Genomic DNA, 16,712 nt, shown 5'->3' with positions numbered 1-16,712 from the left:
CAAGCCAGGCCGTTCGGGGGTAGGTTTCAGAAAGGGGGTCACGGCAATCCTTGCAGCCAGGGGATTGCTCTCTGTTAAGGCGTGCCACATGCTTTCGTACTGGTCCCGTCTTCACGTTTCATTATGCATTTATAGATTACAGCAAGAATAGCACATCAGTTTGTTTTTTTCAAAAGGAATTAGGTTCGGTTGAACAGATTTAGTCTGCCTATTCGATAGGCAGCTTCCTTCATCCGTTCTTCAGTGCTTAAGAGGCCAACACGGACATAGCCCTCTCCATGATTGCCAAACCCGACACCCGGCGCCACAGCAACCTTGGCTTCCTCGAGGAGAAGGTCGGCGAAGGATACCGAGGTAAAGCCCTCGGGCACAGGCAGCCAGCAGAAGAAGGAGCCTGCCGGTTTCTTGGCTTTCCAGCCGATTTCAGAGAGGGCTCCATAGAAGGCATCTCGTCTTGATTGATAACGCCCGACCAGTGCATCAACACAATCTTGAGAGGATGTAAGAGCCGTTGCTGCTGCCGCCTGGATGCCGCCGAACAGGCTGACATAGATGTGATCCTGCAGCATATTGATCAGCGAGATGATTTTTTTGTTCCCCAGGGCGAACCCAACACGCCATCCGGCCATATTGTAGGTTTTGGAAAGAGTATAAAACTCTACGCCAACTTCTTTGGCTCCTTCCGCTTGCAGGAAGCTGACCGGACGATCGCCATCAAACCCAATCGCACCATAGGCAAAATCACTTGCTACGACAATGTTGTGCTCAGCGGCGAAAGCCACCGTGTCCTCATAAAAGGATAAAGGAGCGACGGCAGACGTCGGATTATTCGGATAATTCAAGAACATCAGTTTCGCTTTCTCTCTGTCTGCTGGTGATATGGCATCATAATCAGGAAGGAACTGATGATCCGCGGTTAGTGGCATGAACTTCATCTGGGCTCGGGCAAGCGCGACCCCTGACCAGTAATCCGGGTAACCGGGGTCAGGTACCAGACACACATCACCAGGATTTAGCAGAACTTGAGGCAGCTCTACCAGACCGGTTTTTCCTCCGAATATGATGGCTACTTCCGTCTCCGGGTCCAGATCTACGTTATAGTCTTCCTTATACCGCTTGGCAATGGCCTCTTTAAGAAAAGAAAACCCGGTAAATGGTGAATATTTATGAAACAGCGGATTGTCGGCCGCTTCTTTCAGGCTGGCAATAATATGGGGCGGCGTAGGTTGATCGGGATTACCTTGCCCCAGGTTAATCACATCATGTCCTTGTTCCACTTGTCGATTTACTTTGGAAACCAAAGTTGCAAAAAATTGCGTTGGCAGCTGGGACATAATCTCAGCGGGTTCTATGTGGAATTCATTTAATTTGTTGTTCATCGCAGGTTCATCACTCCGTTATCTATTTGCGCTCCAGTAAGTCTAATATGGGAAACAATCAGGATTAATTTAACACGATTTATCAGAGGTGTATAGAGGGAGATACAGCTTTAGGTATTGCGGCAGCTGTGCCAGTGAGGCTATGATGAGGACATATCGAGTCGGATAAATCCGTAAAAAGGAAGCGGTATCCATAATGGTACGATCTCTTTTACGCTATCCTTATGGATTCAAACCGATAACAGGAGGCTGTAAGATGACTGCAAAAGCTGAAGCACCAATGAATATCGCCCTTATCCAAGCTGATATTGAGATAGGTAACGTAAAAGCCAATATGAATAAAATGCTGGACATGATGAAAAAGGCTGCAAGCGCAAATACGAAGCCGGACGTGATCGTGCTGCCGGAATTGTGGAATACAGGGTACGCGCTGGATCAGATTCAGAATATCGCTGATCCCATGGGACAAGAAACTTCCCGCATGCTGAGCGAGTTTGCGAAAGAACACCGCATTCAGATTGTTGGTGGTTCTGTAGCTGAACGCGTGGAGGACCGGATATATAACACGATGTATGTCTTCAACCGTGATGGGGAACAGGTCGCCAAATATTCCAAGATTCATCTGTTCCGTCTTATGGATGAAGAGAAACATCTGGAGGCTGGTCAGCATACGGTGACCTTTGATTTGGAGCAGATCAAGGCAGGTGCCTCCATCTGTTATGATATTCGATTCCCGGAATTTATGCGGACACTTGCGCTGGCTGATGCTCAAGTACTGTTCGTGCCTGCACAATGGCCGCACCCGCGTCTGCATCACTGGAGAACTTTGCTTATGGCCAGAGCGATTGAGAATCAAATGTATGTGGTAGCTTGCAACCGAGTAGGCACTAGTGGTGATACGGATTTCTTCGGCCATTCGATGATCATCGATCCTTGGGGAGAAGTTATTGTGGAAGGCGATGATCAGGAAGTGATCCTGACCGGAACGATCGACTGCAATCTTCCGGATGAAGTGAGAGGGCGTATCCCGGTATTTGAAGACCGCCGGCCCAATTTATATTTTAAGTAAATGCTCATAGGGACGAGCGTCTCTAAACGTTCAAAGTAAAGTTTCAACTGCGCATTGACGGGTATACTAAGGGTAATCCGTCTGAGAGGAGGCTTAGAATCATGGCAGAGAACAACCAATTCGACAGCCGAAACAATGAGCAGGAACAAGAGCAGAAAGATCAATTCCGCAGTTTTGTTGAGCAGGTCGTGGGAGAGAACAACAGCAAGAACGAATCACTGCATGATCAATCCCGTACCGCCGATGAACAGAACCGAATGATTGATAAGCAGAATTTGCGCAAATAGTTTGATCTAGAGATGCGCACCACATTGTTAGACATAACGACAAAAAGAGGCTCAGCCAAGTTGAGTACAGACTTTGGCTGAGCCTCTTTATGCGTGTTCTGTTCAGTCATGATTTCTTATACTTTCAACTACGAGATGGTCCATGACCTGTTTGAAGGTATCGATGAACGCATCAGCCGCTTTGGACAGATAGCGGCCATCACGATATGCAACAACCAGCGTACGGCTGGGAACCGGGTCAGCAAGCGGCAAGTATACCGGGATAAACTCGCTGCGTTTGGCCCTGGCGATAAAACGAGGCACGAGCGTAATTCCCATCCCCGTAGCGACTAGGGATTGGAGGGTCTCAATGTTGTTGCTCTCAAAGACAACGTTCGGCTCAAAGCCGGCTTCACGGCAAATATCAAAGGTCAGCTTACGAAAGCCCTGCCCCTTCTTTAGTACGACAAATGCTTCATCCCGGAGCTCATCTATGGTAATGGGGCGAACGGGATCAGCGGCTGCACGCAGTGCAAGCCGATGCTGCGGTGGAACGGCTAAATCGATCATCTCCTCGCCGATAGGAATCCAGGACAGTGACGGTTCGGATAGCGGAAGCGCGAGCAGGCTCAGATCGGCCTTACCGCTGGCCGTCAGCTTCTCCAAGTTTAAGGAGGAGTCTTCCAGAAGGGTGATCTCAATATCCGGATATCCTTTTTTAAAAGCGGGCAGTACTCTAGGCAGCAGATGAGAACCTGTTATCGGCATGCTGCCGACAACAACTTTTCCCTTGCGGAGCTGCGAAATATCCGACATCTCCTGCTTCAATTGCTCGACAGCGTCCATAATCTTCTGGGCGTGCTCGACAAAGCTGGCCCCGGCATGGGTAAGCTCCACACTGCTTGTGTTTCGCTGGAACAGCATGACGCCAAGCTCCTTCTCCAGTTTCGAGAGCTGCTGGCTTAAGGAAGGCTGGGCAATATGAAGTTTCTCGGCAGCGCGAGAGAAATTCCGATCCGCAGCGATTTGTAGTGTATATTGCAGTTGTCTTAATTCCATTTAAGCATCACTCCACTATAGCTGAATCCTATTACATTTATAGATATTATATCTTGGAACAATGAAGAAGGAAATGATATATTACTATCAACGTAAAGATGATGCGTTGTAGATCTTCCTCTTCACGTGAAGAAGATCCAAGCAATTATCTTCTCATGGACGTAAAGAACAATGGGGTGATTATGATGAGTAAGAAGACAATGTTCGAGAAAATTTGGGATAACCACGTGATTCATCAAGAAGAAGGTAAACCGGGGATTTTATACATCGACCTGCATTTGGTGCACGAGGTGACCTCCCCGCAAGCATTTGAGGGCCTGCGTCTCAGCGGCCGCAAAGTACGCCGTCCTGAATTGACGTTTGCAACGATGGACCACAACGTACCTACGAAAGACCGCTTTAACATCACTGATCCGATCTCGAAACAGCAAATTGATACACTGACCAAGAACTGTCAGGATTTCGGCGTTACTCTCTATGATCTGGATACAATTGATCAAGGTGTTGTACACGTCATGGGACCTGAACTTGGCTTGACGCATCCGGGCAAAACGATTGTTTGTGGCGATAGCCATACTTCCACTCATGGTGCTTTCGGTGCGCTTGCATTTGGTATCGGCACGAGTGAAGTAGAACATGTTCTGGCAACTCAATGTCTGCAACAGGCGAAGGCAAAAACGATGGAAGTGCGTTTTGTCGGTCACCGCAATCCGGGCGTAACTGCGAAGGACATGATCCTTGGCGTAATTGCGAAATACGGAACAGACTTTGCTACGGGCTATGTTATTGAATACACAGGCGAAGCCATTCGCGAGCTGTCCATGGAAGAGCGCATGACCGTGTGCAACATGTCCATTGAAGGTGGAGCTAGAGCGGGTATGATCGCTCCGGACGAAACCACATTTGAATACTTGCGCGGACGCCAGTACGTGCCGCAGGGCGAAGCTTTTGATGCTGCAGTTGCAGCATGGAAAGAGCTTGTAACAGACGAAGGCGCCGAGTTTGACACTGTGGTTGAGTTCGACGTGGAATCCCTGATTCCTCAAGTGACTTGGGGTACGAGCCCGGGCATGGGTACAGACATTTCCTCCACGGTTCCGAATCCTGCAGACTTCAAGACGGAGAACGAGCGCAAGGCTGCTGAGAAAGCTTTGGAGTATATGGATCTGGTACCTGGCACCCCGATGGCAGAGATTCCGATTGATTATGTATTTATCGGTTCCTGCACGAATGGGCGTATTGAGGATCTGCGTGCTGCTGCTGCTGTTGCAAAAGGACATAAAGTGTCCAGCAATGTGACAGCCATCGTCGTACCGGGATCGGGCCGAGTGAAGATTCAGGCCGAGAAAGAAGGACTTGACAAAATTTTCGTTGAAGCCGGATTTGAATGGCGTGAAGCAGGCTGCAGTATGTGTCTGGCAATGAACCCGGACGTGCTCAAGCCTGGACAGCGCTGCGCTTCCACATCCAACCGTAACTTCGAGGGACGCCAGGGCCGCGGGGGCAGAACACATCTCGTATCGCCGGCAATGGCAGCGGCTGCTGCGGTTAAAGGACGCTTCGTGGATGTACGTGACTGGAACTTTGCAACTGAAGAAGTTGTGAGCTAAGAAGGACGGAGGAGAAGGATATGCAAGCATTTACAACATTAAAAGGCTTAGTTGCACCCGTGGACCGGGTGAATGTAGATACAGACGCAATTATTCCGAAGCAATTTTTGAAACGGATCGAACGCACAGGGTTTGGACAGTTTCTGTTTTACGAATGGCGGTTTGATGAAGAGGGAGGCAACATTGACAGCTTCTCGCTGAATCAGCCTCGTTACCAGGGCTCGACAGTTCTGATCTCCCGCGCGAACTTTGGCTGCGGTTCATCCCGTGAACACGCACCTTGGGCGATTCTTGATTACGGATTCCGCGTTGTCATCGCTCCGTCTTTTGCGGATATATTTTATAATAACTGCTTCAAGAACGGGATTTTGCCGATCAAGTTGTCGGAAGAACAGGTGGAAGAGTTATTCCAGCGTACTGAAGCAAACGAAGGGTATCAGCTAAACGTGGATCTGGAGAGCAAAACGATTACGGATGATCAAGGGCTTCATATTGATTTCGATCTTGACGAGCATCGCCGTCAGTTTCTGCTTCAAGGTTTGGACGACATCGGTTTGACGCTTCAGCATGAAAGTGCGATTGATGCTTATGAGAAGAAACACAACGATCGTCTGTTCGCTTAATCTCGCAAATCACTCAACAAAAGTTTACAAGATTATTAAACTTCCATTTCCGATGTAGGAAATGGAAGTTTTTTTTGGTATTATGGAATTAATATGCAAAGGTAGATAGAAGCAAAGCGTTTTATGTCAGTATTTGTTCGGCATTAGATGCGGGGAAATACTGATTCACATATTTGTAGTATCGATTTATGCTAGATTGCTTTTCCAAAATCAAACATGGGATGAACGAGGAGGATTCATGAAGAAGCTAGGGTTTGTAATGATGTTGATCGTCTTCTTGCTAGCGTTTCCAAAAAATCTGGAGGCGAGTTCTTCAAGCGCGAACATTTATCTGGATGGGGAACAGTTGAATTTGTCTTCGGGTGTCCACGTAGCCAACATGAAGGGCAATGTAATGATTCCGATACGCGTAGTATCTGAGAATCTTGGTTTCAAGGTAGGCTGGGAGAAGATCAGTCAAACCGTAACGGTTGAGAACAGCCAGAAGGCTGTCCGTATGGTGGTTGGCAGCCAGCTTGCTGAAATGAACGGGACCCAGGTTGAATTGAATCTGGCCCCTGTGTTGGACGGGAAAACAACCCTCGTTCCGCTTCGGTTTGTGAGTGAGCAGATGGGGCTCGATGTGAAATGGGATAATCAGATGAAATCCGTTTTCCTTTCCAGCTCAGTCCCGCCTGCTGCTGAGGAAGTTGTAACTGTTCCGCAAACCGAAGTGGTACCTGATAGTCAAACACCTCCATCCGTCGATTCATCATATGAATCTGCTTTGATCGGACTTAGCTTTAGCGATAACCGGTTAATGATCGCTACCGAAGGTAATGTCCAGCCGAAAGTATCCAGCATAACGGGACCGGACCGGATTGTGATTGATCTTCCCAATACCGTCTTCGCATCTTCGTTCCTGGATGGACATGCAGGGAATGTACAAGGCAGTGGTGAGATCGCAATCAGTGATTATTCAGACGTTACAAAGGTGCGGTATGCCCTGTTTAGCGATAATCCGTCGACCGTGCGGATCGTGATGGATCTCACTGGGCCCAAGCATTATGCTGTTAGCAATGAATCAGGTATTATTATGGTTGATCTGAACGTTGAAGGAGACGTCCTCGTCCCTCCTGTTCCTCCAATAACCAGTAACGGCAAGAAAACGGTTGTAATCGATCCGGGACATGGTGGAATCAAACCGGGATCGGTCAGCCTTTCGGGTATTAAAGAGAAAGCATTCAATTTGGATCTTTCGCTGAAGGTTGAAGCACTTCTGAAGAAAGAGAAAGATATAAATGTTGTGATGACTCGCACCGATGATTCTCATCTTGAACTTAGTGATCGCGTGAAGATTGCAAATAACCTGAATGCTGATATTTTTGTGTCCATTCACGCTAACAGCAGCACTGTCAGCAGTCCGAGTGGTACCGAAACTCTGTATACGAGGGATTCAAGCAAATCCTTGGCGAATATCATGCATAAACATCTGATCAAAGCGACCGGTTTGAAGGATCGCAGCGCGAAGTACAGCAATCTTCATGTTACAAGAGAAACAACGATGCCGGCCGTCCTGCTCGAGATTGGATTTTTGAGCAACAAGGGTGACGAAGCCCAGTTGTTTAATGACGATTTCCAGAATCGTGTTGCACAAGGTATTGTAGCGGGTATAAAAGAATATCTTAATATACAATGATGTGCTTAGCGGTTTTGGATCATTGAGGAGGGGGACGTAAGGGATGAATAAAAAATATTGGATGACAGGATTGCTGTCGTTGATGCTGGTCTTTAGTGCTGGCTGTGGTCAGAAGCCGGCTGCTGCCCCCGCTGGGACAAGTCCGGATAATGCAGCAGAACAAGTGGAAACGACGACGAATGAAACGGATGAAACAGCGGTCTTGGATAATGAGAAAGTTGAAGACACCGCAGTGAATGCTAACAAGGGCGGTGAAGCTCTTCCACAGCAAACAGCTGGGGAAAATACGGCCACTTCAGCTGAAACCAATGTAAAAGCCACAAATACTGATACCAAGAAAGCTCAGATCAAACTCTATTATACGGATCCAGAAGTCATGGATCTGAAAGAGACAAACAGAGAGATTGCCTATTCGGGCGAAGAAGATAAATTTAAGAGAGCCTTTGAAGAACTGCAAAAGAGTGACGATGCACAACTTAATCCGTTGTGGTCGGATAAGATTAAACTGAATTCTATTAAGTTTGATAGTGGAGCATTAACACTGGATATTACAAAACCCGATGAGGCTAATCTCGGGTCGGGTGGCGAAATGTTTGCGATTGAGGCTTTGCAGAAAACATTCTTCCAGTTTGAGGAAGTCAAATCTCTTGAGTTGTTGGTCGATGGTCAGCAGATTGAAAGTTTGATGGGACATGTTGAGTTAGAGCACCCAATGGTCCGAAATTAGTCACAAAGAACTAGTGACGAAAAACATACGAAGGACTAAACACCTATTTCGATATTCGAAATAGGTGTTTTTTTGGTAAAAGGGGAACATTTTCGCAACTTTTATTGAGCCTTGGCGTCTATAGGTTGTCAGGTAATGTCGGACAGGCCGAGTTAAGAAACGCCAATCTATGGCAAAATAATAGGATGGTAGGGGTGAAGGATGAAGAAGTTCGGTTTTTTAATGTTTCTGGTTGTCATCATGATTGCGTTTCCTAAAGTGGCGGATGCGAGTTCGTACAACGCAAAGATTTACCTGGATGGTCAACAAATCAATCTGTCATCTGGCGTGAAGGTGGAGAACAACAACGGTACTGTCATGGTTCCAATCAGGGTAATCTCCGAAAATCTCGGATTTAACGTTGGCTGGAACAAGGCGACGAAGACGGTCACAGTCCAGGACGGGTCGCAAAATGTTACGATGGTGGTCGGAAACCGGCTTGCTGACATTAACGGTCAATCGGTACAAATGACCAATGCACCTGTTCTGCGCGGCGGAACGACATTAGTCCCTATCCGCTTCGTAAGTGAGCAAATGGGCCTTCAAGTACGATGGGATAATGCGCAAAAGGCGGTTTATCTTACATCAACTTACGGTGAATTCAACCCTGATGAAACGACTGGCTCCAACGCTGCTACCGTAGACGGTCTTGTCTTCGACGAGAACAGATTATTAGTAGCTGTTACAGGCAATGCGAAAGCCAATGTATCGAAGTTGAGCAATCCGGACCGTATCGTCATTGATATGGTGAATGCGAAGTTCTCGGACACATTTGGCAGCAACAACAATTTTGATGAGATCAACAAGAACGGACAATTTTCAGTATCAGGATATCCGGATGTACAAGCTGTCCGTTACTCCCTGTACGATACTAATCCGATGACTGTTCGCATTGTCATTGATCTCAATTACGCCAAAAATTATGCCGTCTCAGGACTTGAGGATGGTTCAGGCCTCCTCGTTGTTGATTTGAATGCGACCTCCAACCCTACCCCGTCACCTGGAACAAGCGGGAAGAAACTCGTGGTCATTGACGCGGGACACGGGGCTCACGACCCGGGAACATTAGGGGCGACGAAGAAAAAGGAGAAAGATTTCAATTTAGCGATGGCCCTCAAGGTTGAGAAGCTGCTGGCCAAGGAGAAGAATATCGAAGTCGTTATGACTCGCACTACCGATACTTTCCTTGAGCTGAAGGAACGTGCGAAGATTGCGAACAGCCTGAAGGCAGATGTATTTATATCGATACATGCGAATAGCGGCCCTTCGACTGCAAGCGGAACCGAAACGTATTATTACCATGAATCTGACAAAGCGCTGGCAAACGCACTCCATAAAGAAATCGTCAAGGCGGTTGGTTTAAAGGACCGCGGAGTGAGATTCGGGAATTTCCATGTGATTCGCGAGACAACGATGCCAGGTTCACTACTGGAAATTGGATTCCTGAGCAACAAGAATGATGAGAGCAAGCTGTTTGATTCGGCGACTCAGGATCGCGTAGCAGAGGCTATTGTCAGAGGTATTAAAACATATCTGAAGGTTGATTAACGATACGACAAAGTTATCGTGATTGCAGGAGGTGGCTACTTTTGAATAGAAAATTTTGGTCAATCGGCTTATTGGCAGCTGTGATGCTGGTTAGTGCAGGCTGCGGACAGAAGCCCGGAGCAGCTCCCGACAATACGCCTGAACAAGTGACACCAGCACCTGGTGGTCAGACGGGTCAGGGGAATGAAGACCCTACTAGCGGGGCGGGTGGAGCTTCCACGGGTACGGATGTAACGAAGCCTGAAACGAAAACGGAAAGCATTAAATCCTATTACACGGATCCAGATGTAATGGAGCTGGTAGAGGGGACAGCGAACATATCGTACAAGGAAGATCAGGACAAATACGAAGCTGCTTATCAAACGTTACAGAAAAGTGATAATCAAGGCATGATTCCTCTCTGGGAAAAAATCGAAATGAAATCGTTGAAATTCGAAAACGGGACTATTACGATAGACGTTCATGTTCCCGATGAGGCCAATCTAGGCGCAGGCGGAGAGGCTTTTGCGATCGATGCGATCAAGAAAACCTTCTTCCAGTTTGACGAGGTTAAATCCATTCAACTTCTGGTTGATGGACAGCAGGCTGAATCATTGATGGGACATGTCGATCTAGAGTATCCAATGACTCGGTAATGATGGTTGAAGGAGATCACGTTCTGCTGTCGAATACTAGTAGATGAAGCAGTAGTTATTGAAAGGGGAAAGAAAATGGTACTAAGACACAGCAAACATGTTCATTCCAAAAAAGTGGTCTCCGCCGTCATGGCTGGACTTATAGCTTTCGGAGGCGGCGCTTCGCTTGTCTCGGCAGATGAATCAGCGACAAGTACGAGTGCAGCGAATGCAACCCAGACACCAACTAACGTATTCAGTGACGTGAGTGCCGGTTATTGGGGAGAAAAGTATATTTACCAATTAGCAGCACAGGGGATCGTAACCGGGAATAACGGAAAGTTTCGCCCGAATGATCCTGTAACGCAGCAGGAAGCTGTAACTATGGCGATCCGATTCTTAAGTATGCAGGATCAATTAAGCAGCGGCGCTGCGACATTACCGACAAATATTAAAGTAAATGATTATTTTACCAAGTATGTAGAACTGGCTTTTCAGCAAAACCTGCTCGACAAGCAAAAAGAGTCCGGATACACGGATGAAAAAGTCATCTGGGGCGCGCAGAAAGCATCCCGGGAATGGATAACTGAAGTGCTTGTACGTTCCATTGGACGCACCACGGAGGCTAATGCAGCCAAGAATAAAGCGACAGGCTTTGCGGACAATGCCAAGATATCCCCAGATCGATTGGGATACGTCAATATAGCAGTTGAGCTAGGCCTTGCAAAAGGCGTGAACGGCAATAAATTTGATCCGCAAGGGGCTGTTACACGTGCTCAGCTTGCTACGTTTTTTAGCCGTGCCCAAGCCTATATTAATACGAATTACGAGAATCAGTTTAAAGGTTCCATCGCCTCTATCGAGAACGGCAAATTAGAATTGTATGCGGATGGAAAGCTGCATTCCTTCAAGCTGGATGCATCTACTGCATATTTTTCATCGGATTCAGAGAAAAGATTGCAATCCTCGGATATTCTTCCTTATACCCAAGCTGTGGTCATCGTAAACAATGGCACTGCTGCATACCTGGAAGTTACGGATGCTACTCAGCAAGTGGAGCGGTTTGACAGTACATACGCCCGTTTGTCGCCGAACAACTTGATTTGGCTTGATACTGGCAGCACATTTGAGGAGCTAAGTTATGATCCAAGCACGGTGTTCCTGGACCAGAACGGTGTCAAAATCGATCCGAAGACGCTTGCCGCAGGCAGTCTGCTTACGATTGAGCGCGAGACGTACAGCCCGCAGAAGAAAATTGTATCGATCCGCGTAAAGAGCGGTTTGGTTAACAAAACGGGAACTGGCGTCGTCCAAAACGTGGATACGGCGAACAAAAAAGTTACACTTAAGGATAGTTCCGGTTATGAGGATACGTATACATGGGATGATGCAACCGTTATTCGCTATCAGAATCAAATATTGACTCCTGCGGAGCTCAAGAATGGTTTCACTGTCAACTTTACGGTGAAGAACAGCGTTGTGCAGTTGATAGAGGTTACGCAAAGCGTCGATCGGATGGTGCAAGCGATGCTGTACTCTGTTGAAGAGAACGGAAAAACCATTACGTACAAGCGCAGTGGCAGTGCTCAGCTTGAAACGAAATTTTTGGTTGAAAAGCCGGAAATCATTATGAGCGGTGTGGCGAAACCTGTTCTGAGCGATTTGCTCGCGGACGCTGTATCTGGAGATCAAGTGACGCTGACCATCAATGGCGAAGAACAGGTTACCAAGATCGAAGTAACGGGTCGCCAGATGGAGCAGCTGGACGCGGTAACCATCGTGAACTATGATCCAAAAACGCATTGGCTTACAGTCAAAGATACCGATAACCAGCCTCGGGTTATTGTCTTAGATAACAAGACGAAGTTCGAGTCAAGCAACGGAGTGACGCTGGATAAAGTGGAACCTCTGCTTGGCGCAGGCCGTAAAGTCAGCGTCTCGCTGATCGGCACCCGTGCACTTTCACTTGAAGTAGTATATAAAGTTGAAGGAAAAATCAGCAATATTAATACTTCCAAAATGTCGATTTCGGTATTGACTGCAAACGGGAAGGTAGAAGAAGTACCGTACAACGGTTTGATGAAAGTTGAGATTTTCGGCAAATCGAATGCTTCGTTAGCTGATGTACGTATTGGTGACGAAGTATCTGCCCAGCTCGCCAGCAATCAGGAGTACTTGCAGAGCTTGAAGGTCAAAACTGCGGCCCAATTCGAGGTTGTATTCACAGAACCGTTGAAGAACCGAATTCGGGTAAAAGCGAACGGTACTACAAGCGATATTTATACTGACAAAGCTACATTGGCTGGAGAGAACGGACAAGCCATTCTACTGGCTGACCTCCGTCCTGGTACACTGGTCCAAATTACGTTCCAGGGCTTAACAGCGGTGTCTGTAGCTGAGGTCAAGCTGACGCTTGGTGAGGTTACGGGTGTAGATCCTTCGGGTCAGGTGTTGACGTTAAAGGACTATTCGGGCAATAGCCAGAGTTTCGGTGGAGGCGCGGGTGTTAAAGTCATTAAGAACGGATCCACTGCGTCGAATCTGAGCCCAATTATTTCAGGTGATCGCGTCGAGATCCGAAAGGATACGCAGGGTGTTACGATCATTCAGGTTCTGGACAAGGTAGAGCGTCCATTCTGGCAGGCGAACCAAACGGAAATTCAAGTGAAGCGCAATTCGATGAACGATAATTTCCGGTTCAACCTGTCCAGTAACGTATTTGTTCATCAAGGTGACACGACTTTGTCCGTGCAATCCCTCAAGGAAAATGATAATATTGTACTGTACTTAAACAACGGTGTCGTTGTAGAGATTGTAAAACAGTAGGTATTTACCTGGGGATTACTCTAAAACACCGTCTTGATGCGGGGATTCCCGCATCAAGATTTTTTTTTGCAGGAGGGAAATCATATGAATGCGGCAACGGTACGGCATATTTTGGATACGATGGAGAGCATGTTTCCGGATGCACATTGTGAACTCAATCACAGCAATGCGTTTGAGCTGACCATCGCCGTGCTGCTGTCCGCCCAGTGCACGGATGAAACAGTGAACAAAGTGACAAAGGACCTGTTTCAGAAATACAAAACGCCTTTGGATTATGTATCGGTACCGATTGAGGAGCTTGAGCAGGATATCAGACGAATCGGGTTATATCGGAATAAAGCCAAACATATTCAGCGTTTGTGCAGTATTCTGATTGAACAGTATGGCGGTGAAGTGCCCGAGGCTCATGATGAGCTGGTCAAGTTACCGGGCGTTGGACGCAAAACGGCCAATGTCGTCGTTTCCAATGCTTTTGGTGTGCCTGCGATAGCGGTCGACACGCATGTGGAGCGTGTTTCCAAGCGACTTGGCTTGGCAGCCTGGAAAGACTCCGTCCTGGAGGTGGAGAAGAAGCTGATGAAGCGCGTGCCGCGGGATGAATGGACCCTGACACATCATCGGATCATTTTCTTCGGAAGGTACCACTGTAAGGCTCAAAATCCGCAATGTCCGGTCTGCCCGTTACTGGATGTATGCCGTGAAGGAAAAAAACGTATGAAAACTTTAGCAGTCAGGAAGAATAAGGAACAACCGTAAAACGGGCAAAAAATAGACAAAAGAAAGGTTTATCCGATTTAAGAAAGACATCGCTTGTTAAGTCACAAACAAATGGGACAGACTGGCATAAGGTGCAGCGCTCGCCTTTGTCTCCGGATTTCTAAACCTGCCAGACAGGGAATGGGGATCTGGAAATAAAAGTGATCGAAATGTCGATACTTCTGGGGGACAACAAGACGGTAATTTGAAACGGAATAAGCCAAACTAAAAAGAGGATGGGATTACACATGAAATGCATCTCCGTATACACCGACAACTTTGAGTTGTTCTCCGATATTTTTGAACATGTGGTGGAGAATCAAAACCAACTGAATGAGAATGAAGAGCAAGAAATCGAAGGCGTAACGTTCAGCCATTCCGGAGATGCTCCCGAGCATTATTTGGAGCGGATGTCTCAGAAGCCGGAAGTGGTTGTCATGCGCGATAAATCCCGCGGTTTGACTATTCTGCAGCACGGAAACGTATTTGAAATTCTGATCCCTGCAGAGGACACAACTGTCGTATCATAATTAATACTGAAGTGAAATTAATTATGAATGTGATGTCGGCACCACATATGTTTGAAGAAATGGCAGGCAAGGAGTTCTACCTCCTTGCCTGCCATTTTGCATATAATAAAGCTCAAGTGATGATAAAGACATCTTGTGAATGAAACAATGATTTCTTTACGAGCCAAGCGGTGATAAAATAAAATGATGTGAAAAGATTGTGTCAGATATTGATAGATCAATGGACAGGAGCGAGACATGACGTTGAAGCTGATTACTGAACATGAAATCGGATATAACATGACAGAACTAACCGAAGTTCGCGATCGATTCTTGACGTGGAATGATGAATCCTCCTCCGCGTTGGCGGAGGATTTAATACGCAAGGGGACGGGCGGCGAGCTTACGCTCGCTTTCTGCGGTCACTTTTCCGCAGGTAAATCAAGTATGATCAATGCACTCTGTGGTAAAAAGGTGCTGCCGTCAGGGCCTGTGCCTACGAGTGCGAATGTAGTTACAATCCGCAACGGAGAGCCGCAGGCACTGATACACCGGTCGGCAGCCGAACACGGCGGTCCGTTAACCGTGACGATCGACCAGTTGGCAGAATATTGCAAGGAAGGCCGCGAGTATTCAGCGATTGAAGTGTGGGATGATGTACCTTTGCTCGGAGAAGACGGCGTGTTGATGGATACTCCCGGAGTCGATTCCACCGATGACGGGCACCGTCTCGCCACACATTCCGCATTGCATATGGCAGATATCGTTTTTTATGTTATGGATTATAACCATGTGCAGTCGGAGAGCAATTTAATGTTTGCCAAGAGTTTGTCAGACTGGGGGAAACCGCTTTATCTGATCATAAATCAGATCGATAAACACCGGGATGGGGAGTTATCGTTGACTTCTTACTTGAACGATATCAAAAAGGCGTTCGCCCAATGGAAAATAACGTATAAGGGATTGCTGTGTACCTCCCTTAAAGTAAAGGATCATCCGTACAATCAATGGGAGACGCTCAAGTCTCTGATTGGAGAATTGATATCTCGCAAGGAACCTTTGCTGCGCTACAGCGTTTCCTGCTCCATCCGTCATGCTGCCGATCAGCATGTGGAGGCTTACACCCGCAGCCATCAGGAGGAGAAGGAACGGCTGCTGGCAGAAATGGGCGGAGAAGAGGCTGCAGCTGCGTTGAAAGCGCGTATGCAGGAGCTGGATGCGGAGAAGAAATCGGCCCAGCTGTTACCCGAATCCGTTCGCGCGGAGCTTCGCAAAGAAGCGGATGCGCTCTTGGCAAACGCCAATCTGACCCCTGCCGATGTTCGGGATTTAAGTCTGTCCTTCCTTGAAAGTCGTAAGAGCGGCTTCAAGGTCGGATTCTTGTTCTCAGGCGGTAAGACCGAAGAGGAACGGAAACGTCGTCTGGAGGCATTTCATCATCGGTTGGAGGAACAGACGGCTTCTCAGATCGATTGGCATCTTCGCACAGCATTCCGCCAAATCGTAGAGCAGCATACGGAGTGGAGCACCGAATGGGAGAGCTTGATGGATGCTGAGCTCCCTGGCGTTCGTGAAGAGATGATCACACGGACCGTGAATCCGGAAGCAACGGTATCCGGTGAATATGTATTGAACTATAACCGGGAGCTGGCTGAGGAAATCAAGGGCAGCTACCGCCGAGCCGTGCTGGCGCTTGCCGACCGGCTGAAGGAGGTGTTGACGGACGCTGCAGAGGTCCGTCTGCAAGAGCTGGAACGCCAGAGCGCTGAGCTTGTGGCGCAATCCGCGGCTTCCGCTAGCTATGCAGCACTGGAGCAGGCGGAAGCCGCCCGCGCGGCAGAGCTGGCACAGCTGCTCCCGCCGCGCCTCTCCCTCCCTCCGGGCCTCCTGCCGGAGGTGAGGGAGCCGGAAGGGCGGCCCGCATCAGCGGCTGCCCCGGGCGGTGCCCCAGCGGCGCAGCCGGGGCACGGGCGCACAGCGCCCCGCCCCGCCGCTGCGCAGGCGGCGGC

The 16,712-nt window shown here is 48.0% G+C and carries 14 protein-coding genes; 12 read left to right on the top strand and 2 right to left on the bottom strand.

What is annotated here, in order from left to right:
- Positions 1 to 179: 179 nt before the first annotated feature.
- Entirely contained in the window at positions 180 to 1,379 is a 1,200-nt protein-coding gene (locus ABEQ74_RS18600) for a pyridoxal phosphate-dependent aminotransferase (RefSeq protein WP_430123625.1), read from the bottom strand.
- 256 nt (positions 1,380 to 1,635) lie between these two features.
- Here ABEQ74_RS18600 and ABEQ74_RS18595 point away from each other — a divergent pair, with 256 nt between their 5' ends.
- Together ABEQ74_RS18595 and ABEQ74_RS18590 are read left to right on the top strand one after the other, a co-directional pair.
- Positions 1,636 to 2,448, top strand: coding sequence for a carbon-nitrogen family hydrolase (locus tag ABEQ74_RS18595; protein WP_430123624.1), 813 nt, complete (start codon positions 1,636 to 1,638; stop codon positions 2,446 to 2,448).
- Positions 2,449 to 2,549: 101 nt separating this feature from the next.
- Positions 2,550 to 2,735, top strand: coding sequence for a hypothetical protein (locus tag ABEQ74_RS18590; RefSeq protein WP_430123623.1), 186 nt, complete (start codon positions 2,550 to 2,552; stop codon positions 2,733 to 2,735).
- 102 nt (positions 2,736 to 2,837) lie between these two features.
- Here ABEQ74_RS18590 and ABEQ74_RS18585 read toward each other — a convergent pair whose 3' ends face one another.
- A complete protein-coding gene (locus ABEQ74_RS18585) occupies positions 2,838 to 3,773 on the bottom strand; it encodes a LysR family transcriptional regulator (protein WP_430123622.1) in 936 nt (311 codons plus the stop codon).
- Positions 3,774 to 3,958: 185 nt separating this feature from the next.
- Between ABEQ74_RS18585 and leuC the strand changes: the two genes are divergently transcribed.
- The 10 genes from leuC to ABEQ74_RS18535 form a co-directional block, all read left to right on the top strand.
- On the top strand, positions 3,959 to 5,383 hold the full coding sequence (gene leuC, locus ABEQ74_RS18580) for a 3-isopropylmalate dehydratase large subunit (RefSeq protein WP_430123621.1): 1,425 nt from the start codon (positions 3,959 to 3,961) through the stop codon (positions 5,381 to 5,383).
- Between the two features lie 20 nt (positions 5,384 to 5,403).
- Positions 5,404 to 6,006: a 3-isopropylmalate dehydratase small subunit gene (gene leuD / locus ABEQ74_RS18575; RefSeq protein ID WP_430123620.1), complete on the top strand. Its 603-nt coding sequence runs from the start codon at positions 5,404 to 5,406 to the stop codon at positions 6,004 to 6,006.
- Between the two features lie 238 nt (positions 6,007 to 6,244).
- Entirely contained in the window at positions 6,245 to 7,684 is a 1,440-nt protein-coding gene (locus ABEQ74_RS18570; protein WP_430123619.1) for an N-acetylmuramoyl-L-alanine amidase, read from the top strand.
- Positions 7,685 to 7,727: 43 nt separating this feature from the next.
- Entirely contained in the window at positions 7,728 to 8,411 is a 684-nt protein-coding gene (locus ABEQ74_RS18565; RefSeq protein ID WP_430123618.1) for a GerMN domain-containing protein, read from the top strand.
- A gap of 201 nt (positions 8,412 to 8,612) precedes the next feature.
- Positions 8,613 to 9,998, top strand: coding sequence for an N-acetylmuramoyl-L-alanine amidase (locus tag ABEQ74_RS18560; protein ID WP_430123617.1), 1,386 nt, complete (start codon positions 8,613 to 8,615; stop codon positions 9,996 to 9,998).
- A 41-nt stretch (positions 9,999 to 10,039) separates the two neighbouring features.
- A complete protein-coding gene (locus ABEQ74_RS18555; RefSeq protein WP_430123616.1) occupies positions 10,040 to 10,633 on the top strand; it encodes a GerMN domain-containing protein in 594 nt (197 codons plus the stop codon).
- Between the two features lie 75 nt (positions 10,634 to 10,708).
- Positions 10,709 to 13,438: an S-layer homology domain-containing protein gene (locus ABEQ74_RS18550; RefSeq protein WP_430123614.1), complete on the top strand. Its 2,730-nt coding sequence runs from the start codon at positions 10,709 to 10,711 to the stop codon at positions 13,436 to 13,438.
- A gap of 84 nt (positions 13,439 to 13,522) precedes the next feature.
- Positions 13,523 to 14,194: an endonuclease III gene (nth, locus tag ABEQ74_RS18545; RefSeq protein ID WP_430123613.1), complete on the top strand. Its 672-nt coding sequence runs from the start codon at positions 13,523 to 13,525 to the stop codon at positions 14,192 to 14,194.
- A 248-nt stretch (positions 14,195 to 14,442) separates the two neighbouring features.
- Positions 14,443 to 14,724 carry a hypothetical protein gene (locus ABEQ74_RS18540; RefSeq protein ID WP_054401755.1) on the top strand — a complete coding sequence of 94 codons (282 nt, stop codon included), beginning with the start codon at positions 14,443 to 14,445 and terminating at the stop codon, positions 14,722 to 14,724.
- A 237-nt stretch (positions 14,725 to 14,961) separates the two neighbouring features.
- Positions 14,962 to 16,712, top strand: a 1,751-nt coding sequence (locus tag ABEQ74_RS18535; RefSeq protein ID WP_430123612.1) for a dynamin family protein, incomplete at its 3' end; no start/stop codon positions are given.

Source organism: Paenibacillus solani, assembly GCF_050475945.1.
GTDB lineage: Bacteria > Bacillota > Bacilli > Paenibacillales > Paenibacillaceae > Paenibacillus_AQ > Paenibacillus_AQ solani_A.
Note: the sequence above shows the minus strand (reverse complement) of the source record. Positions and strands in the feature narration are given on the sequence as shown.